The sequence below is a fragment of the Streptomyces sp. NPDC046866 genome, assembly GCF_040704625.1.
GTDB lineage: Bacteria > Actinomycetota > Actinomycetes > Streptomycetales > Streptomycetaceae > Streptomyces.
On sequence record NZ_JBEYXN010000018.1, the window covers coordinates 96,938 to 115,599 of the forward strand.

General features: G+C 72.8%; 17 protein-coding genes. 14 read left to right on the forward strand and 3 right to left on the reverse strand.

Annotated features, from left to right (window positions below; genetic code table 11):
- The first annotated feature begins 34 nt into the window (after positions 1-34).
- The 7 genes from AB0953_RS24345 (at position 35) to AB0953_RS24375 (ending at position 8,259) form a co-directional block, all read left to right on the forward strand.
- Positions 35-1,798: an ABC transporter substrate-binding protein gene (locus tag AB0953_RS24345; RefSeq protein WP_366861663.1), complete on the forward strand. Its 1,764-nt coding sequence runs from the start codon at positions 35-37 to the stop codon at positions 1,796-1,798.
- A 140-nt stretch (positions 1,799-1,938) separates the two neighbouring features.
- Positions 1,939-2,940: an ABC transporter permease gene (locus tag AB0953_RS24350; RefSeq protein WP_366861664.1), complete on the forward strand. Its 1,002-nt coding sequence runs from the start codon at positions 1,939-1,941 to the stop codon at positions 2,938-2,940.
- A gap of 92 nt (positions 2,941-3,032) precedes the next feature.
- Positions 3,033-4,055, forward strand: coding sequence for an ABC transporter ATP-binding protein (locus AB0953_RS24355; RefSeq protein WP_366861731.1), 1,023 nt, complete (start codon positions 3,033-3,035; stop codon positions 4,053-4,055).
- A 5-nt stretch (positions 4,056-4,060) separates the two neighbouring features.
- On the forward strand, positions 4,061-5,158 hold the full coding sequence (locus AB0953_RS24360) for a dipeptide ABC transporter ATP-binding protein (protein ID WP_366861666.1): 1,098 nt from the start codon (positions 4,061-4,063) through the stop codon (positions 5,156-5,158).
- Between the two features lie 200 nt (positions 5,159-5,358).
- Complete coding sequence (locus AB0953_RS24365; RefSeq protein WP_366861667.1) at positions 5,359-6,015, forward strand: trimeric intracellular cation channel family protein; 657 nt, start codon at positions 5,359-5,361, stop codon at positions 6,013-6,015.
- 58 nt (positions 6,016-6,073) lie between these two features.
- Entirely contained in the window at positions 6,074-6,931 is an 858-nt protein-coding gene (locus AB0953_RS24370; protein ID WP_366861668.1) for a thioesterase family protein, read from the forward strand.
- A 164-nt stretch (positions 6,932-7,095) separates the two neighbouring features.
- A complete protein-coding gene (locus AB0953_RS24375; RefSeq protein ID WP_366861669.1) occupies positions 7,096-8,259 on the forward strand; it encodes a cysteine desulfurase family protein in 1,164 nt (387 codons plus the stop codon).
- On the opposite strand, the gene AB0953_RS24380 is transcribed toward AB0953_RS24375, so the two are convergent.
- Both AB0953_RS24380 and AB0953_RS24385 read right to left on the reverse strand, forming a co-directional pair.
- Complete coding sequence (locus AB0953_RS24380; RefSeq protein ID WP_366861670.1) at positions 8,256-8,996, reverse strand: hypothetical protein; 741 nt, start codon at positions 8,994-8,996, stop codon at positions 8,256-8,258. The two genes, AB0953_RS24375 and AB0953_RS24380, sit on opposite strands and share 4 nt — an antisense overlap.
- 84 nt (positions 8,997-9,080) lie before the next feature.
- The gene (locus AB0953_RS24385) at positions 9,081-9,782 is read right to left on the reverse strand and encodes an N-acetylmuramoyl-L-alanine amidase (RefSeq protein WP_366861671.1); all 702 of its coding nucleotides are present in this window, start codon (positions 9,780-9,782) and stop codon (positions 9,081-9,083) included.
- Between the two features lie 69 nt (positions 9,783-9,851).
- Here AB0953_RS24385 and mnmA point away from each other — a divergent pair, with 69 nt between their 5' ends.
- Entirely contained in the window at positions 9,852-10,991 is a 1,140-nt protein-coding gene (gene mnmA / locus AB0953_RS24390) for a tRNA 2-thiouridine(34) synthase MnmA (protein ID WP_366861672.1), read from the forward strand.
- 69 nt (positions 10,992-11,060) lie between these two features.
- On the opposite strand, the gene AB0953_RS24395 is transcribed toward mnmA, so the two are convergent.
- On the reverse strand, positions 11,061-11,993 hold the full coding sequence (locus tag AB0953_RS24395) for an NADP-dependent oxidoreductase (RefSeq protein WP_366861673.1): 933 nt from the start codon (positions 11,991-11,993) through the stop codon (positions 11,061-11,063).
- A gap of 124 nt (positions 11,994-12,117) precedes the next feature.
- On the opposite strand from AB0953_RS24395, the gene AB0953_RS24400 reads away from it, so the two are divergent.
- From AB0953_RS24400 to ligA, 6 genes are all read left to right on the forward strand, one after another.
- Entirely contained in the window at positions 12,118-13,098 is a 981-nt protein-coding gene (locus tag AB0953_RS24400; protein WP_366861674.1) for a helix-turn-helix domain-containing protein, read from the forward strand.
- Between the two features lie 82 nt (positions 13,099-13,180).
- On the forward strand, positions 13,181-13,528 hold the full coding sequence (locus tag AB0953_RS24405) for a DUF1330 domain-containing protein (protein WP_366861675.1): 348 nt from the start codon (positions 13,181-13,183) through the stop codon (positions 13,526-13,528).
- On the forward strand, positions 13,525-14,490 hold the full coding sequence (locus AB0953_RS24410) for a hypothetical protein (RefSeq protein WP_366861676.1): 966 nt from the start codon (positions 13,525-13,527) through the stop codon (positions 14,488-14,490). The genes AB0953_RS24405 and AB0953_RS24410 overlap by 4 nt, the downstream gene beginning before the upstream one ends.
- A 72-nt stretch (positions 14,491-14,562) precedes the next feature.
- Positions 14,563-15,252 carry an SDR family oxidoreductase gene (locus tag AB0953_RS24415; RefSeq protein ID WP_366861677.1) on the forward strand — a complete coding sequence of 230 codons (690 nt, stop codon included), beginning with the start codon at positions 14,563-14,565 and terminating at the stop codon, positions 15,250-15,252.
- Positions 15,249-16,232: a methionine synthase gene (locus AB0953_RS24420; protein ID WP_366861678.1), complete on the forward strand. Its 984-nt coding sequence runs from the start codon at positions 15,249-15,251 to the stop codon at positions 16,230-16,232. Before AB0953_RS24415 ends, AB0953_RS24420 begins: the two co-directional genes overlap by 4 nt.
- 31 nt (positions 16,233-16,263) lie before the next feature.
- Entirely contained in the window at positions 16,264-18,465 is a 2,202-nt protein-coding gene (gene ligA / locus AB0953_RS24425; protein ID WP_366861679.1) for an NAD-dependent DNA ligase LigA, read from the forward strand.
- Positions 18,466-18,662 lie beyond the last annotated feature (197 nt).

Sequence of the window (18,662 nt, forward strand, 5' to 3'; positions counted from 1 at the left end):
CACCGCTTCACCCACCTCTGGAGGTTGGACCACCGTGATCCGCAGAAAGCAGGCACTCGCGATCACCGCCGTGATCGCCGCCCTGTCCCTGACCGCCGCGTGCGGTGGCGACGACGGCGACAAGAAGACCGAGGGCAAGGGCGGCGGCAATGCCGCCTTCAACCTCGCCACCACCACCATGGTGAACCCCTCGGACGCCAAGGGCGGCGAGCTGAAGCTCTGGTCGCCGCAGGACGTCGACTACCTCGACCCCGCGCGTGCCTACTACGGCTTCGTCTGGGACATCCAGCGCCTGTACGTCCGCCAGCTGCTCGCGTACGACAGCAAGCCCGGCGAGGCCGGCAGCAAGCTCGTCCCGGACCTCGCCGAGGCCCTGCCGGTCCTGAGCAACGACGGCAAGACGTACACCGTCAAGCTCAAGGACGGCGTGAAGTTCGAGGACGGCACGCCGATCACCTCGAAGGACATCAAGTACGGCATCGAGCGCGTCTTCGCCCAGGACGTCCTCTCCGGCGGTCCGACCTACCTGATCGACAAGCTCGACCAGGGTCAGAAGTACCCCGGCCCGTACAAGGACACCGACCCCGCCAAGATGGGTCTGCAGTCGGTCCAGACGCCGGACGACAAGACGATCGTCTTCAACCTGGCGAGCCCCGACTCCGACTTCAGCTACCTGCTGGCCATGCCGTCCTCCTCGCCGGTCCCGGCGGCCAAGGACACCGGTGCCACGTACACCAACAAGCCCGTCTCCACCGGCCCGTACAAGGTCGAGAGCTTCACCGCGAGCAAGGGCGCCACCTTCGTCCGCAACGAGAACTGGGACCCGAAGACGGACACGATCCGCAAGGGCCTGCCGGACAAGGTCACCTTTACGGTCACCACCAACCCGGACGACATGGACGCGCGTCTGCTCTCGGGTGACATCGACCTCGCGATCGACGGCACCGGCGTGCAGCAGGCCGCGAAGAACAAGATCCTGAAGGACGAGAACCTCAAGAAGAACGCGGACAACCCCTTCACGGGCTACATCCGCTACTTCGCCTTCCCGACCACGGTCGCGCCCTTCGACAACATCGAGTGCCGCAAGGCCGTCATCTACGCGGCCGACCCGAAGTCCCTGCAGACCGCCCGCGGCGGCCCGACCAGCGGTGACCTCGGCGCGAACATGCTGCCGCCCGGCATCCCCGGCTCGGACAAGAAGTACGACCCCTGGAACCTGACCAAGGGCGAGCCGCAGGAGGCCAAGGCCAAGGAGGCCCTCAAGGCCTGCGGCAAGCCGGACGGCTTCGAGACCACCATCGCGGTGCGCAACAACCGCGCCCCCGAGGTGAAGACCGCCGAGTCGCTCCAGGCGTCGCTGGCCAAGGTCGGCATCAAGGCCACGATCGACCAGTACGACGGCAAGCTCTCCTCCTCCACGATCGGTTCGCCCGAGAACGTGAAGAAGAAGAACTACGGCATCATCGTGATGGGTTGGGGCGCCGACTACAACTCCGGCGCGGGCTTCCTGCAGCCGCTGGTCGACGGATCGTTCATCCACGACAACGCCAACAACAACTACACGATGATCAACGACCCGGAGATCAACCAGCTGTTCAAGACGGCCGCCGCCGCCGCGACTCCGGAAGCCGCCGCCCCGTTCTACACGCAGATCAACCAGAAGGTGATGGAGAAGGCGCTCTACCTCCCCATCAACTTCGACAAGGCCTTCGTCTACCACAACCCGCGTCTGACGAACGTCTACTTCAACGACTCCATGGGCAAGATCGACCTGGCCACCGTCGGCATCAAGCAGTAGCCGCAGCCCGAGTCGTCACGTAACAACAGGCAAGTGCCTTCACCGCACATGCGCTAGTCCGAAGGGCAGGTGAAGGCCGCAGGCGGCGGCTGCCGTCCCCACGAGGGACGGCAGCCGCCCGCCCCGGGCGGCCGACTGCAGTGCTCGTCTACCTCATACGGCGGCTGTTCAACGTCGTCGCCACGCTGCTGGTGGTCTCCGTGGTCACCTTCGGCATCTTCTTCGCGGTCCCCAAGATCACGGGCAGCGATCCGGCGCTCATGTACGCCGGCCGCGAGACCAACGAGACCGCCCTGGCGGGCATCCGCGTGAAGATGGGCTTCGACAAGCCCATCTCCGAGCAGTACCTGACCTTCGTCAAGGGCATCTTCGCCGGCCGCGACTACAACGGCGGCACCGAGATCACCCACTGCAGCGCGCCCTGCTTCGGCTACTCCTTCAAGACCGAGGCGCCCGTCTGGGAGACCATGGTCGACCGCATGCCGGTCACCCTCTCGCTCGCCCTCGGCGCGGCGGTCATCTGGGTGCTCGCGGGCGTCGCCACCGGCGTGGTCTCGGCACTCAGACGCCGCACGGCCATCGACCGCACGGTCATGGTCGGCGCACTGGCCGGCGTCTCCCTGCCGATCTTCTTCACCGGCATGGTCGCCCCCGCCATCTTCGTCTACAGCCTCGGCTGGCTGGACGTGTCCAACTACAAACCCCTGACCGAGGACCCCCTGGCGTGGCTCAACGCCATGATCCTGCCCTGGGTCACCCTGGCCTTCCTCTTCGCCGCCACCTACGCCCGCATCACCCGCGCCACGATGCTGGAGGTCCTCGGCGAGGACTACATCCGCACCGCCCGGGCCAAGGGCCTCAAGGAGGGCGTGGTCATCCGCAAGCACGCCCTGCGCTCCACCCTCACCCCGATCGTCACGATGTTCGGCCTCGACCTCGGCGGACTCCTCGGCGGCGCGGTGCTCACCGAGACGACCTTCAACTTCCAGGGTCTGGGCACGGCGGCCGTCGCCGCCATCGGCCAGGGCGACCTCCCCGTGATCATGGGCGTCACCCTGCTCGCCGCGCTGTTCGTGGTGCTGGCCAACCTGATCGTGGACCTGCTGTACGCCGTCATCGACCCGCGCGTGAGGCTGACGTGACCGAGAACAACCCCACCTCCCGCACCGGTGCGGTCCCGGCGGACGGCCCCGCGTTCGTCCCCGAGCAGGCCGGCCCGCGCGGCGACGCCTTCCTGTCGGTGCGCGACCTCAAGGTGCACTTCCCGACCGACGACGGCCTGGTCAAGTCCGTCGACGGGCTCTCCTTCGACCTCGAGCGCGGCAAGACGCTCGGCATCGTCGGCGAGTCCGGCTCGGGCAAGTCGGTCACCTCGCTGGCCATCATGGGCCTGCACCGCACCGGCAACGCGCGCAGCCGCCCGCACATCTCGGGGCGCGTCGTGCTCGACGGCGAGGACCTCGTCTCGGCCGACGCGGACCACGTGCGCAAGCTGCGCGGCCGCAAGATGGCCATGGTCTTCCAGGACCCGCTGTCCGCGATGCACCCGTACTACACGGTCGGCAAGCAGATCGTCGAGGCGTACCTGACCCACCAGGGCGGCGACAAGAAGGCCGCGCGCAGGCGGGCCGTCGAGATGCTCGACCGCGTCGGCATCCCCGAGCCGCACCGGCGCGTGGACGCCTACCCCCACGAGTTCTCCGGCGGCATGCGCCAGCGCGCCATGATCGCGATGGCGCTGGTCAACAACCCCGAGCTGCTCATCGCGGACGAGCCGACCACCGCCCTGGACGTCACCGTCCAGGCGCAGATCCTCGACCTGATCCGCGACCTGCAGAAGGAGTTCGGCTCCGCGGTCATCATGATCACGCACGACCTCGGCGTGGTCGCCGAGATGGCCGACGACATCCTCGTGATGTACGGCGGCCGGTGCGTCGAGCGCGGCAGCGCCGAGAAGGTCTTCTACGAGCCCCGCCACCCCTACACCTGGGGGCTGCTCGGCTCCATGCCGCGCATCGACCGCGAGCAGACCGAGCGCCTGATCCCGGTCAAGGGCTCGCCGCCCAGCCTCATCAACATCCCGAGCGGCTGCGCCTTCAACCCGCGCTGCCCGTACGCCGACGTCCCCAAGGGCGGCATCACCCGCACGCAGCGGCCGGAGCTCACCGAGGACGGCAGCGGGCACTGGTCCGCCTGCCACATGTCCTCCGAGGAGCGGACCCGGATCTGGACCGAAGAGATTGCGCCGAAGCTGTGACCGACATGAAGAAGAAGGACGGCGCCCCGCAGTCCACCGCGCAGTCCCCCGCACCGGCGGCCGCGGCCGCCGAGGAGCAGCCGCTGCTGAAGGTGACCGGCCTGGTCAAGCACTTCCCCATCAACAAGGGGCTGCTGCGCCGGCAGACCGGCGCCGTCAAGGCCGTCGACGGGATCGACTTCGACGTCCGGCGCGGTGAGACCCTCGGCGTCGTCGGCGAGTCCGGCTGCGGCAAGTCCACCATGGGCCGGCTCATCACCCGCCTGCTGGAGCCCACGGGCGGCCGGGTCGAGTTCGAGGGGCGCGACATCACGCACCTCGGCGTGGCCGGGATGCGGCCGCTGCGCCGCGACGTGCAGATGATCTTCCAGGACCCGTACGGCTCCCTGAACCCGCGGCACACCGTCGGCACCATCGTCAGCGCACCCTTCAAGCTCCAGGGCGTCGAGCCGGAGGGCGGGCTCAAGGCGGAGGTGCAGCGGCTGCTGTCGCTGGTCGGCCTCAACCCCGAGCACTACAACCGCTACCCGCACGAGTTCTCCGGCGGCCAGCGCCAGCGCATCGGCATCGCCCGCGCCCTGGCCCTGAAGCCGAAGCTGGTCGTCGCGGACGAGCCGGTCTCGGCGCTGGACGTGTCGATCCAGGCCCAGGTGGTCAACCTGCTGGACGACCTCCAGGAGGAGCTGGGCCTCACGTACGTGATCATCGCGCACGACCTGTCGGTGATCCGGCACGTGTCGGACCGGATCGCGGTGATGTACCTCGGCAAGATCGTGGAGCTGGCCGACCGCACCTCGCTGTACGAGAAGCCGATGCACCCGTACACCAAGGCCCTGCTGTCGGCGGTGCCGGTGCCGGACCCGCGGCGGCGCGGCGCCAAGAGCGGGCGCATCCTGCTCAAGGGTGACGTCCCCTCGCCGATCTCGCCGCCGGCCGGGTGCCGCTTCCACACGCGGTGCTGGAAGGCGACGCAGATCTGCGCGGTGCAGGAGCCGCCCACGGTGACGCCTGAGACGGGGCACCAGGTCGCCTGCCACCACCCCGAGAACGCCCCCGACCAGGCCCCGGGCGACCCGGCCCTGCCGGACGCCGCCGCGGGCTAGGCGCGGGCCAACGCCGTCCGGCGGCCCGGGCGCCGAGTAGCGGTCGGCGCCCGGGCCGCCGGCCATCCCCCGCTTCCGAAGCGGGGGCGCTGTCCCCGGCCACGCGCCCCGACGCCGGGGAGGCCGAAGGGGCCGGGGCTCGGAGTCGGCGGCGGGGCCGTCCCGTGGGGCGCCGGCCAGGCGGGCGGCACAATGGGGCGGTGCTCCACGATCTCTTCCCGCCCGGCATCCAGCACGCCCTGGACCTCGCGGGCATCTTCGTCTTCGCCACCGCGGGCGCCCTGCTCGCCGTACGCAAGAACTTCGACGTCTTCGGCATCGCCGTCCTCGCCGAGGTCACCGCCCTCGGCGGCGGCCTCTTCCGCGACCTCGTCATCGGCGCCGTCCCGCCCGCCGCCTTCGGCGAGCTCAGCTTCTTCGTGACCCCGCTGGTCGCCGCGGCCATCGTCTTCTTCCTGCACCCCGAGGTGCAGCGGATCAACCGCGCCATCAACGTCTTCGACGCCGCCGGCCTCGCCCTGTTCTGCGTGACCGGCACCACCAAGGCGTACGAGTACGGCCTCGGGCTCACCGCGTCCGCCGCCCTGGGCACGGCCACGGCCGTGGGCGGCGGCGTACTGCGCGACGTCATCGCCAACGAGGTGCCCTCGCTGCTGCGCGACCGCGAGATGTACGCCGTGCCCGCCGTCGTCGGCGCCTCGATGGTCGCCGTGTTCATCGCCTTCGGGGTGCTGGGGGCCGCGACCACCGCCTTCGCGATCGCCACCACGTTCGTGCTGCGGCTGCTCGCCATGCAGTTCCACTGGCGGGCCCCGCTGGCCTGGAACCGCCGCTCCTCGGTGCCCGAGGAGCCGTAACCCGCAGGTCACAAAGAAAAGCTACCGCTTAGTAGCCTTGCGTTGTAGGCTCGATCGCATGGCATACGCAGCGGCCCAGGCCTCCATCGGCGACAGCGAGTTCGACCGCGACACCACCGTCACCGCCCGCGCGGGCGAGCCCGGCGTGTACGACGCGGAGCTCTCCGCCGGATGGACGATCATCACCGCCGTCAACGGCGGCTACCTGCTGGCCCTGGTCGGCCGGGCCCTGTCGGCGGCCCTGCCGCACCCGGACCCCTTCACCGTCTCCGCCCACTACCTCACCTCCTCCGAGCCCGGCCCCGCGGTGATCCGCACCGAGGTCGTCCGGGTCGGGCGCACCCTGTCCACCGGGCAGGCCTCCCTCTTCCAGTACGACGCGGACGGCAACGAGATCGAGCGGATCCGCGTCGTCGCCTCCTACGGCGACCTCGCCGCCCTCCCGGACGACGTGCGCACCACCGCCCTCCCGCCGGCCATCCCCGCCTACGAGGACTGCCTGGGCCCGGAGGCCGGACCGGCCGCCCCGATCCCCGGCAGCAACGCGATCGTCGACCGGCTCCGGCTGCGGCTCGACCCGGCGACCGCGGGCTGGGCGCTCGGCGCGCCCTCCGGCAAGGGCGAGATGCGGGCCTGGTTCGAGCTGGCCGACGGCCGGGACGCGGACCCGCTGTCGCTGCTGCTCGCGGTCGACGCGCTGCCGCCGACCTGCTTCGACCTGGGGCTGATGGGCTGGAGCCCGACCGTGGAGCTGACGGCGCACGTCCGCCACCGCCCCGCGCCCGGCCCGCTGCGGATCGCCATCACCACCCGCAACCTGGCCGGCGGCTTCCTCGAGGAGGACGCCGAGGTCTGGGACTCCGCCGACCGCCTGGTCGCCCAGTCCCGCCAGCTGGCCCGCGCCCCGCGCGGCTGACACCCCGCCGCCGCGTGTGCGCGGCCGCGACCGGGCCCCGGCCCCGGCCCCTGTGCGAGGGGGCCGGGGCCGGTCCGCATGCGGCCTGCGTGCGGGGCCCGGGGCCGGGGGGCGGGGGACGCCGTGGGCCCGGGGCGGCCGCAGGCTCGTAGAATCAGAGGATCATGGCCTACCTCGACCACGCCGCCACCACTCCGATGCTCCCGGAGGCCGCTGCGGCGATGACCGCGCAGTTCGCCGTCACGGGTAACGCGTCCTCCCTGCACGCCGCCGGCCGACGCGCCCGCCGCACCGTCGAGGAGGCCCGTGAGGCCCTCGCCGAGGCGCTGGGGGCCCGCCCGAGCGAGGTGGTCTTCACCGCCGGGGGAACCGAGGCCGACAACCTCGCCGTCAAGGGCCTGTACTGGGCCCGCCGCGGCCAGGACCCGGCCCGCACCCGGGTGCTCGCCAGCCCCGTCGAGCACCATGCCGTCCTCGACGCCGTGCACTGGCTCGCCGAGCACGAGGGCGCCGAGGTCGAGTACCTTCCGGTGGACCGCCACGGCCGGGTCGACCCCGACGACCTGCGCGCAGCCATCGCCCGCAACCCCGGCGACGTGGCCCTGGCCACCGTGATGTGGGCCAACAACGAGATCGGCACCGTCATGCCGGTGCGCGAACTGGCCGCGGCCGCCGCCGAGTTCGGTGTCCCGCTGCACTCCGACGCCGTCCAGGCCGTCGGACAGCTCGACGTCCGCTTCGGCGACAGCGGCCTCGCCGCCATGACCGTGAGCGGCCACAAGATCGGCGGCCCGTACGGCATCGGCGCGCTGCTCCTCGGCCGCGACCAGACCCCCGTACCCGTCCTGCACGGCGGCGGCCAGGAGCGCCACGTCCGCTCGGGCACCCTGGACGTGCCCGCCATCGCCGCCTTCGCGGTGGCCGCCGTCCTCGCCGCGGAGCGGCGCGAGCGGTTCGCCGCCGAGGTCGGCGCGCTGCGGGACGAGCTGATCCGCGCCGTCCGCGCGGCCGTGCCCGACGCCGTCCTCGGCGGGGACCCCGACCACCGGCTCCCCGCCAACGCCCACTTCAGCTTCCCCGGCTGCGAGGGGGATTCGCTGCTGCTCCTGCTGGACGCCCAGGGCATCGAGTGCTCCACCGGATCCGCCTGCACCGCGGGCGTGGCCCAGCCCAGCCACGTCCTGCTGGCCACCGGCACCGACCCGCAGCTGGCCCGCGGCACCCTGCGCTTCTCCCTCGGGCACACCTCCACCCGGGAGGACGTCGCCGCCGTCGCCGCGGCCATCGGCCCGGCCGTGGAGCGCGCCCGCACGGCGGGCCTCAGCTAGGACCTGCCGGCCCCCCGCCCCTGCAGGTCGGACACGTCGACGCTGTCGGCCGGGGCCGGGGTCCTGGAGGGGACGGGCTTGTCGTAGTCGGAGAAGTCGGCCTCGCCCTGGGTGCCGTCGGTGCGGCCCTGGATCCGCAGCAGGCGCGGCGGGCCCTCGGTGGCGACGTAGAGGGTGGCCCAGTCCGCGCCGGAGCGGCCGGTCACGGTGATCGCGGGCGTGTCCTTGACCAGGGCCTTCCCGCCCTTCTGCACGTCCTTCTCGGCGAACGGTCCGGGCAGGTACTCGCGCTGGAGGTGCGAGGCATCGCACGAGGCGGAGAGTTCGCGCAGCTCGGGATCGTCGGCGCGGCCGTGCATCCACCGCCCCTTCAGCAGCTGGGCCATCGTCTTCGCGGCCTGCTCCGAGACCTGCTTCCTCCAGAACGTCGCATCCGGTTTCATCCAGACGTCCCGGCCGCGCTTGACGATCTCCATGCGGCCCTTGTCGGGGGCCAGCTCGACGGTGCCGGTGCAGTTGCCCTCGCGGTCGAGGCGGAAGTCCACGACGTAGGTGCCCGTGGCGTCCTTCGTCCGGCCCTCCCAGCGCAGCGACCGGGCCTGGAGGAGCGACTGGCGGCCCTTCTCCGCGATCACGTGGGCCGGCTCGTCCTCGATGCCGTTCCCTCCCGGAGCCGCCATCCCCACCAGCAGGGCGCCTGCGCCGACCCCTGCCACCATGCGTGCGAGCCTGGACATCGCCTCACCTCCGACGGGGGGCAGGCCCCAAGATCAGCGTAGGCCGGGCGGCAGGACCGCGCAGCTCCGGGCGGCCGGCCCGCCTCAGCCGGTGCCCGGCCGCCGCTCCAGCTCGGCCCGGACCAGGCGCAGGTAGCGGTCCCAGTCCCAGTGCGGGCCCGGGTCCGTGTGGTCGGCGCCCGGCACCTCGGAATGGCCGAGGATGTGTCTGCGGTCCACGGGTATGCCGTACCTCCGGCAGATGTCGGCGGCCAGCCGGGCCGAGGCCGTGTACATCGCGTCCGTGAAGTCCTGCGGGCGCTCCACGAACCCCTCGTGCTCGATGCCCACGCTGCGCTCGTTCATCGACCGGTTCCCCGAGTGGAACGCCACGTCCAGCTCGCGCACCATCTGCTCCACATGCCCGTCCTGGCGGACTATGTAGTGCGCGGACGCCTTGTGCCACGGGTTCTTGAAGGCATCCACCGACGAGGCGAAGCTGCCCTCGGTGACGTGGACGACGATCCGGTCCACCCGGTAGTCGTCCGGCCGGTCCGCCATCCGCCAGTTCGCCGGAGAGGCCGCCGTCCAGCTCGCGCCCTCGTGGTCCAGGGCCCCCTCCACGCGCGGCTTGGACACCCCGGGCAGCATCCACCACGCGCGTCCCACCTCGTCGCGCCCGGCGATCGCCGCCACCGCGAAGACCGCGAGCGCGCCGAACAGCACGGCCCTGCGGATCCGCCGCCGCCCGGCCTTCTTCCCGGTCCCCTTCGCGGTCCGCCCGCCGCTCCCGTCCGTGCCCCCCATGTGATCCACCCCCCGTAGCCCAGAACGCGCTGGGGCCCCGGGCGGTTCCCCCGTACCCTGGAAGGCGCTATGACTGAGAACCTGCCGCGCACCGCCCGCCCCCTTCGCGTCCTGGCCGCCATGTCCGGGGGCGTCGACTCCGCCGTCGCCGCCGCCCGCGCCGTCGAAGCCGGGCACGACGTGACCGGCGTGCACCTGGCGCTCTCCGCGAACCCGCAGTCCTTCCGGACCGGTGCGCGCGGCTGCTGCACCATCGAGGACTCCCGCGACGCCCGCCGCGCGGCCGACGTCATCGGCATCCCCTTCTACTGCTGGGACCTCGCCGACCGCTTCCGCGAGGACGTGGTGGAGGACTTCATCGCCGAGTACGAGGCCGGGCGCACCCCGAACCCCTGCCTGCGCTGCAACGAGAAGATCAAGTTCGCGGCGCTGCTCGACAAGGCCCTCGCCCTCGGCTTCGACGCCGTCTGCACCGGCCACTACGCCACCATCGTCGAGAACGAGGACGGCTCCCGCGAGCTGCACCGCGCCTCCGACATGGCCAAGGACCAGTCGTACGTCCTCGGCGTCCTCGACGAGAAGCAGCTGGCCCACGCCCTGTTCCCGCTCGGCGACACGATCACCACCAAGGAGGAGATCCGCGCCGAGGCCGAGGCCCGCGGGCTGGCCGTCGCCAAGAAGCCCGACAGCCACGACATCTGCTTCATCGCCGACGGCGACACCCAGGGCTTCCTGGCCAAGCGCCTGGGCAGGGCGGAGGGCGACATCGTCGACGAGTCCGGCGCCAAGGTCGGCACCCACGACGGCGCCTACGGCTTCACCATCGGCCAGCGCAAGGGCCTGCGGATAGGCCACCCGGCGCCCGACGGCAAGCCGCGCTACGTCCTGGACATCTCCCCGGTGAACAACACCGTCACCGTCGGCCCGGCCGCCTCCCTCGACGTCGAGGCCCTCACCGCCATCCGCCCCCGCTGGTGCGGCACCGCCCCCGTCGGCGGCCCCGCCACGTACACCGCGCAGCTGCGCGCCCACGGCGGCGAGACCGAGGTCTCGGCGGAGCTGGTCGACGGCGAGCTGAAGGTGGTCTTCGCCGAGCCCGTCCGGGGCGTGGCCCCCGGCCAGGCGATCGTCCTCTACGACGGCACCCGCGTCGTCGGCTCCGCCACCATCGCGACGACCACCCGCGCCGGGGCGGCCGCGGCGCTCTGAGCCGCCCCGCCCCGCCCCGCCCCGCCCCGGCGGGGCGGCAGCGGCTGGGACCGGGGCTCGGGCTCGGGCTCAGACCACCGTGAGGACGATCTTGCCGGTCGTGCGGCCCAGCTCGCCGATCTCGTGGGCCTTCGCGGCCTGCGCCAGCGGCAGCACCGTGTCGACCAGCGGCTTCAGCTGCCCCCGGTCGGCCAGGGAGGCGATCTCCTCCAGCCCCTTGCGGTCCGGCTCGACCAGCGTCCAGGCCGCGTGCACCCCCCGCTCCGCGGCCTCGGCGGCCGGGACGGAGTCCGGTCCGGGCAGCGTCACCAGGCGGCCGCCGGGCTTCAACACCTCCAGCGACCGCCGGGCGACCTCGCCGCCCAGGGCGTCCAGCACCACGTCCACGTCCGCGACCACCTCGGCGAAGTCCTGCGAGCGGTAGTCGACGACCTCGTCGGCGCCCAGCTCGCGCAGCAGCCCGTGCTTGGCGGCGCTCGCGGTGCCGATCACGTACGCCCCGCGCGCCTTGGCGATCTGCACGGCCAGGTGGCCGACGCCGCCGGCCGCCGCGTGCACCAGCACGCGCTCGCCCGGCCGCACCTCCGCGCCGTCCACCAGCGCCTGCCAGGCGGTCAGCGCCGCCAGCGGCAGCGCGGCCGCCTGCACGTGGTCCAGGGAAGCGGGCTTGCGGGCGAAGTGCCGGGCCGGGCCGACCACGTACTCGGCGTACCCGCCCGCCTGCCGCGGGAAGAGCGGCATGCCGTACACCTCGTCGCCCGCGCGGTACAGCGTCACGCCCGGCCCGACCGCCTCGACGGTGCCGGAGACGTCCCAGCCGCTGATCGGGACCTCGGCCCAGTCGATCAGGGCGCCGCTGGCCCGGGTCTTCCAGTCCACCGGGTTCACTCCCGCCGCGTGGACCCGGACCAGGATCTCGTTCAGGCCCGGCTCGGGCCGGTCCGTCTCGACCTCGGTGAGGACCTCGGGTCCGCCCCACTGGCTGATGACGACGGCGCGCATGGATGTCTCCTTCGTAGTGCTGTGCAGTGCTTCGGCCGGGTTTTCCCGGCCGAGGACACCAGCTTGGCGGCCCCCGCGGCCGCATGGTGGTGGCCGGACGGCCACCATGTGACAGAATCTGGCCATGCACCGTGTAGCCGTACTCGCCCTCGAAGGCGTCGCCCCGTTCGAGCTCGGCATGCCCTCCCGCGTCTTCGGCAACGCCCTGGACGAGGACGGCGCCCGGCTGTACGAGGTCACGGTCTGCACCGCGGACGGCCTGCCCGTGACCAGCGACGCCGGCTTCACCGTCGGGGTCGGCGCCGGCCCCGAGGCCCTCGCCGCGGCCGACACCGTGATCGTCCCGCCCACCCACGCCATGACCGGGCTGCTGCACGGCGAGCCGCTCGCGCAGCCGATCGCCGACGCCCTCGCCGCGATCCGGCCCGGCACCCGGATCGTGTCGATCTGCACCGGGTCGGAGGTGCTCGCCGCCGCCGGACTGCTCGACGGGCGGGCCGCCACCACGCACTGGGTGCACGCGCCGGAGTTCCGGCGGGCCTTCCCCCGGGTCAGGCTCGACGAGGACGTGCTCTTCGTCGACGACGGCGACATCCTCACCTCGGCGGGCGTCGCCGCAGGCATCGACCTGTGCCTCTACCTGGTGCGGGCCGACCACGGCACCGCCGTCGCCAACCGCGCCGCCCGGCTGTGCGTCGTACCGCCGTGGCGCGACGGCGGGCAGGCCCAGTACATCGACCGGCCCGTCCCCGAGCCGACCGCCGCCACCACCACCGCCACCCGCGCCTGGGCCCTGGAGCGGCTCGCCGAGCCCCTCACCCTCGCCGAGCTGGCCGCCCACGCGCGGATGAGCCTGCGCACCTTCACCCGGCGCTTCCGCGACGAGGTCGGCATGACCCCGGTCCAGTGGCTCACCGCCCAGCGCCTGGAAGTCGCCCGGCACCTGCTGGAGTCCAGCGACCTCCCCGTCGACCTGGTCGCCCACCGCTCCGGCTTCGGCTCCGCCAACTCCCTGCGCCAGCACATGCGCAGCGCGCTCGGCACCTCCCCGATCGCCTACCGCCGCACGTTCGGCCCCGGCATCCCGGCGGCCGCCACGGCATGACCCCGGAGGTCATCGACCCGTCGGCCGGGCGTCTGTGAGGATGGGCCCAACAGCCCGCCCGAACAGGCCAATTGGAGCAGCCATGACCGCGTACGCCATCGGCCACATCCGTCCCGAGACGATGAACGAGGACATCCTCCGCTACATCGAGACCATCCAGGCCACCATGGACCCCTTCGAGGGCCGCTTCCTCGTCCACGGCAACCCGGTCGAGGTCCTGGAGGGCGCCTTCCGCAGCGACCTGGTGATCATCGCCTTCCCGGACATCGAGCGCGCCCGCGCCTGGTACGCCTCCGAGGCCTACCAGGAGATCCTGCCCCTGCGCACTCGCCACATCGAGGCCGACATCCTCCTGGTCGACGGGGTCCCGGCCGACTACGACGCCGCGCAGACGGCCGCGAGGATCGGCGAAGCCGCGGGACTGCGGTGAGCCACCGCGCCACGTACGTCCTCGGCGGCCCGCACGCCTACCGGAGCACCACCGAGTCCTGGGGGGCCATCGGCCTGGACCTCGACCTCCTCGCAGGGCCCGAGGTCCTGGTGCCCCTGCTCGAGGAGCGCACGGCCCCGGCCGCCGGCTTCCCCTCCGCCGACGACTCGGTCGAGGCGGGCGTCCTGGCGGACCCCCGCGGCAAGGTCCTCCTCACCTTCGCCTGGGAGGCCGCCGCCGCATCGATGCACACCCGCGCGGCAGCGCTGGAACTGCTGCGGCTCGCCTGGCCGGACTGGGAGGTGCGCTGGTCCTACGACGGCCAGACCGGACGGCGCTCCTACCTCGGCCTGGACCCTGAGGACGACCACAGCTTCCAGGGGCCGCCCCTGGCCTGCCCGCCGCTGGGCCCCGACGACGAGGAGACCGCCGAACCGGACCCGCTCGCGCAGGTCGTGACCATCGGTGCGGACCGCTGCCACGTGCTGGCCGCCACCGCCGACCACCCCCTGGCCGAGGGGCCCTCCGTGGTCGAACGGCTCCGCGACGCCCCCCGCCACCAGGTCTACCGCGCGGCTGCCGAAGGCGGGATCCACATCGATCCGGACCGGCGGCGGGTCGGTTGGTGGCTGGTCGGAGCCCAGGAACACCCCGCCCGCCTGGCCTCCCGGTGGCCCGGCTGGACGGTGGAGTTCTGGGCGGACCGCTGGGACGAGCACGTCCTGGCCTGCGGTGGCCGCTTCGAGCCCCCGGCGGCGGACCGTGCGGCCGCGCTGGCCGCCGTACGGGACGCGGCGCTGGAGCGCTGGGCCGGGCCGCGCCGCGACGCACGCGGTGCGGTCGTCGCGGCGGCCCCTGACGCCCTCGTCGGCCTCGGGTTCCCGCCCGCCGTCACCACCGCACGGGCCGCGGCCGCCCGCCGGGTGGTCGAGGCCGCGTACCTGGCCGCCGCCGGACGCTGATCCGGCTGCCTGGCAGGGCCCGCGGGGACCGGCCGCGCCGGGGCCACCGCGCGAGGTGCGAGCATGGGCGGTATGCCTACTCATCTGATCACCGGGGCCGGTGCCGGCATCGGTGCCGCCGTCGCGAACCGCCTGCACGCCCGCGGGGACGACCTGATCCTGCTCGCCCGCGACGCCGCCCGCGCCCGGCAGCTCGTCGAGCGCTACCCCGGCGCGCGGACCCTCGTCGGGGACCTCGCCGACCCCGACCGGCTCTCCTGGGCCTTCGACAAGCAGGCCATGCCCGACCGGATCGACTCCCTCCTGCACATCGCCGGGATCGTCGACCTCGGACCGGTGGGGGAGCTGCGGCCCAAGACCTGGCACCAGCAGCTCAACGTGAACCTCGTCGCCCCGGCCGAGGTCACCCGGCTGCTGCTGCCCACGCTGCGCGCCTCCAAGGCCACCGTCGTCTTCGTCAACTCCGGCGCGGGCCTGAGCGCCCACGCCGACTGGAGCGCGTACGCCGCCTCCAAGCACGGGCTGAAGGCGCTCGCCGACTCGCTGCGCGCCGAGGAGAAGCAGCACGGCATCCGGGTCACCTCCGTCTACCCGGGCCGCACCGCCACCGCCATGCAGGCCAAGGTGCACTCGCAGGAGGGCAAGGAGTACGACCCCTCCGCCTGGATCGACCCCGAGTCCGTGGCCACCACGATCGTCATGGCCCTCGACCTGCCCCGCGACGCCGAGGTCAACGACCTGACGGTGAGGCCGGGCCGGTGACCGCCGGCGCCACCGGGGTCGGATCCCTGCCCGGCGGCGACGCCCGCGAGGCCGCCAAGACCGTCACCGGTTCCTTCGAGGAGTTCCCGTACCTCGCCGAGCTGCCCGCCCGCGGGCCCGGCGCGGACATGATCGGCCGCTCCCTCGGGCTGCTCGTCGAGATGTACGCCCACGTCGAGCCCAGCGGCTGGCGGATCAGCGACCGCCCCGGCCGCGACACGCGCCGCGCCCGCTCCTGGCTCGGCGAGGACCTCGACGCCCTGGAGGAGTTCACGCAGGGCTACGAGGGCAGGCTCAAGGTGCAGGCCGTCGGGCCCTGGACCCTGGCCGCCGCCCTGGAGCTGCACGGCGGCGAGGCGATGCTGCAGGACGCCGGCGCCTGCCGCGACCTCGCCGGATCGCTCGCCGAGGGGCTGCGCGGCCACCTGGCCGACGTGCGCAGGCGGGTGCCCGGAGCCGAGATCGTGCTCCAGTTCGACGAGCCGTCGCTGACCGCGGTCCTGCGCGGCCGGGTCCGCACGGCCAGCGGCTACCGGACCTACCGGGCCGTGGACCGGCAGGTCGTCGAGGGGACGCTGCGCGAGCTGTTCGCCGTGCACGACGGGGACGTGATCGTGCACTCCTGCGCGCCCGAGGTGCCCTTCGGGATGCTGCGCCGGGCCGGCGCCGCGGGCGTCTCGTTCGATTTCTCCCTGCTCACGGAGCGCGAGGACGACGCCCTCGGCGAGGCCGTCGAGTCCGGGGTGAAACTCTTCGCCGGAGTGGTGCCGGGCACGGATGCCCCGTTGTCGGACCCGGGCGGTAGCGTCATGGGTGTCAGGAAGCTTTGGCGCAGGCTGGGGCTGGCCCCGGGGACTCTGGCGGAGTCCGTCGTGGTCACCCCGTCGTGCGGCCTGGCGGGCGCTTCGCCCGCCTACGCCCGCGCGGTGCAGGCGCACTGCGTCAGGGCGGCGAGGTCGCTCGCCGACAACCCTGAGTGATGTGTGAGACGGGGCCACGGGAGGACACGGCATGGCAGCCGAACAGCAGGACACGGCGGTACCGGCGGCGGTGCGCGAGCAGCACGCGCTGCTGGCCGAGCAGGTAGAGGAGCACCGCTTCCGGTACTACGTGAACGACCAGCCGGTCGTCAGCGACGCCGAGTTCGACACGCTGCTGCGCTCGCTCGAGGCGCTCGAGGAGCAGTACCCGGAGCTGCGCACGCCCGATTCGCCCACCCAGAAGGTGGCCGGGGCGTACGAGACGGACTTCGCGTCCGTGGAGCACCGCGAGCGCATGCTCTCCCTGGACAACGCCTTCGACGACGAGGAGCTGTCCGCCTGGGCCGACCGGGTCGCCCGGGACGTGAACACCCCCGACTTCCACTACCTGTGCGAGCTGAAGGTGGACGGGCTCGCGGTCAACCTCACCTACGAGAAGGGCCGGCTGACCCGGGCCGCCACCCGCGGCGACGGCCGCACCGGCGAGGACATCACGCCCAACGTCCGCACCATCGCCGAGATCCCCGACCGCCTCGCCGGCGAGCGGATCCCGGACCTGGTGGAGATCCGCGGCGAGGTCTTCTTCCCGATGGAGAAGTTCGAGGAGCTCAACGCCCGGCTCGTCGCGGCGGGCGACAAGCCCTTCGCCAACCCGCGCAACGCCGCCGCCGGTTCGCTGCGCCAGAAGGACCCCAAGGTCACCGCCACCCGCCCGCTGCACATGGTGGTGCACGGCATCGGCGCCCGCGAGGGCTTCGAGATCGGCAAGCTCTCGCAGGCGTACGGGCTGCTGCGCGAGTGGGGCCTGCCGACCGCCCGGCACAACAAGGTGGTGTCCTCCCTCGCCGAGGTCCGCGAGTTCATCGCGTACTTCGGCGAGCACCGCCACTCCGTGGAGCACGAGATCGACGGCGTGGTCGTCAAGCTCGACGAGATCCCGCTGCAGGGCCGGCTGGGCTCCACGGCGCGCGCCCCGCGCTGGGCCATCGCCTGGAAGTACGCCCCGGAAGAGGTCAACACCAAGCTGGTGGACATCAAGGTCGGCGTCGGCCGCACCGGGCGCGTGACCCCGTACGCGCAGGTGGAGCCGGTGACGGTGGCCGGGTCCGAGGTCGAGTTCGCCACCCTGCACAACCAGGAGGTCGTCAAGGCCAAGGGCGTCCTCATCGGCGACACCGTCGTCCTGCGCAAGGCCGGCGACGTCATCCCGGAGATCCTCGGCCCGGTCGTCGACCTGCGCGACGGCAGCGAGCGCGAGTTCGTGATGCCGGCCGAGTGCCCCGAGTGCGGGACGCCGCTGCGGGCGATGAAGGAGGGGGACATCGACCTGCGCTGCCCCAACGGGCAGACGTGCCCCGCCCAGTTGCGCGAGCGGCTGTTCTACCTGGCCGGCCGCCAGTGCCTGGACATCGAGAACTTCGGCGCCGTCGCGGCGGCCGCGCTCACCAACCCGCTGGAGCCGGCCGAGCCGCCGATGCGCGACGAGGGCGACCTGTTCGGCCTCACCATCGAGCAGCTGCTGCCGATCAAGGCGTACGTCCTGGACGCCGACAGCGGCCTGCCCAAGCGAGACCCGAAGACCGGCGAGGAGAAGATCGTCCGGGTCTTCGCCAACCAGAAGGGCGAGCCGAAGAAGAACGCCCTGGCCATGCTGGAGAACATCGCCGCGGCCAAGGAGCGGCCGCTGGCCCGCTTCATCAACGGCCTGTCGATCCGCCACGTGGGCCCCGTCGCGGCCGAGACCCTGGCGCGCGCCTTCCGCTCCATCGACCGGATCGAACAGGCCACCGAGGAGGAGCTGGCCGCGACCGAGGGCGTCGGCCCGATCATCGCGGCGGCGGTCAAGGAGTGGTTCGCGGTCGACTGGCACCAGGAGATCCTGCGCAAGTGGCGGGAGGCCGGCGTCCGGCTGGAGGAGGAAGGTTCCGGCGAGGCGGAGGGCGAGCGGCCGCTGGAGGGCCTCACGGTCGTCGTCACGGGCACGCTGCAGAGCCACACCCGCGACGGCGCGAAGGAGGCCCTGCAGAGCCGGGGCGCCAAGGTGACGGGGTCGGTCTCCAAGAAGACCTCGTTCGTCGTGGTCGGCGACAACCCCGGCTCGAAGTACGACAAGGCGGTGCAGCTGAAGCTGCCGATCCTCGACGACGCGGGCTTCGCGGTCCTGCTGGAGCAGGGCCCCGACGCGGCGCGCGAGGCGGCCCTGCCGGTCGAGGGCGCGCCCGCGGCCGAATAGCACCCGCACGGGCGTCCGGCGCGGACGCGGCAACGGCGAACGGATGCGTGGCGCCCGCCCGTACGGGCGGGCGCACGCCCGGCGCAACAACCGGTGGCAAACGGCCGGTACAGGGCTGTTCGCCGGGTGGCGACCTGTCGGATCATCGGATGGGTGACCCGGGGGTCCTGGTCCCAACTCACCTGTTCGGCGGATAC

Bases quoted from the DNA above. Each gene is read 5' to 3' on its own strand.
- ligA (WP_366861679.1), top strand. From the start codon at position 16,264: ATGGCAGCCGAACAGCAGGACACGGCGGTACCGGCGGCGGTGCGCGAG.
- AB0953_RS24360 (WP_366861666.1), top strand. From the start codon at position 4,061: ATGAAGAAGAAGGACGGCGCCCCGCAGTCCACCGCGCAGTCCCCCGCA.
- AB0953_RS24370 (WP_366861668.1), top strand. From the start codon at position 6,074: ATGGCATACGCAGCGGCCCAGGCCTCCATCGGCGACAGCGAGTTCGAC.
- AB0953_RS24400 (WP_366861674.1), top strand. From the start codon at position 12,118: ATGCACCGTGTAGCCGTACTCGCCCTCGAAGGCGTCGCCCCGTTCGAG.
- AB0953_RS24385 (WP_366861671.1), bottom strand. From the start codon at position 9,782: ATGGGGGGCACGGACGGGAGCGGCGGGCGGACCGCGAAGGGGACCGGG.
- AB0953_RS24405 (WP_366861675.1), top strand. From the start codon at position 13,181: ATGACCGCGTACGCCATCGGCCACATCCGTCCCGAGACGATGAACGAG.
- AB0953_RS24375 (WP_366861669.1), top strand. From the start codon at position 7,096: ATGGCCTACCTCGACCACGCCGCCACCACTCCGATGCTCCCGGAGGCC.
- AB0953_RS24380 (WP_366861670.1), bottom strand. From the start codon at position 8,996: ATGTCCAGGCTCGCACGCATGGTGGCAGGGGTCGGCGCAGGCGCCCTG.
- AB0953_RS24395 (WP_366861673.1), bottom strand. From the start codon at position 11,993: ATGCGCGCCGTCGTCATCAGCCAGTGGGGCGGACCCGAGGTCCTCACC.
- mnmA (WP_366861672.1), top strand. From the start codon at position 9,852: ATGACTGAGAACCTGCCGCGCACCGCCCGCCCCCTTCGCGTCCTGGCC.
- AB0953_RS24415 (WP_366861677.1), top strand. From the start codon at position 14,563: ATGCCTACTCATCTGATCACCGGGGCCGGTGCCGGCATCGGTGCCGCC.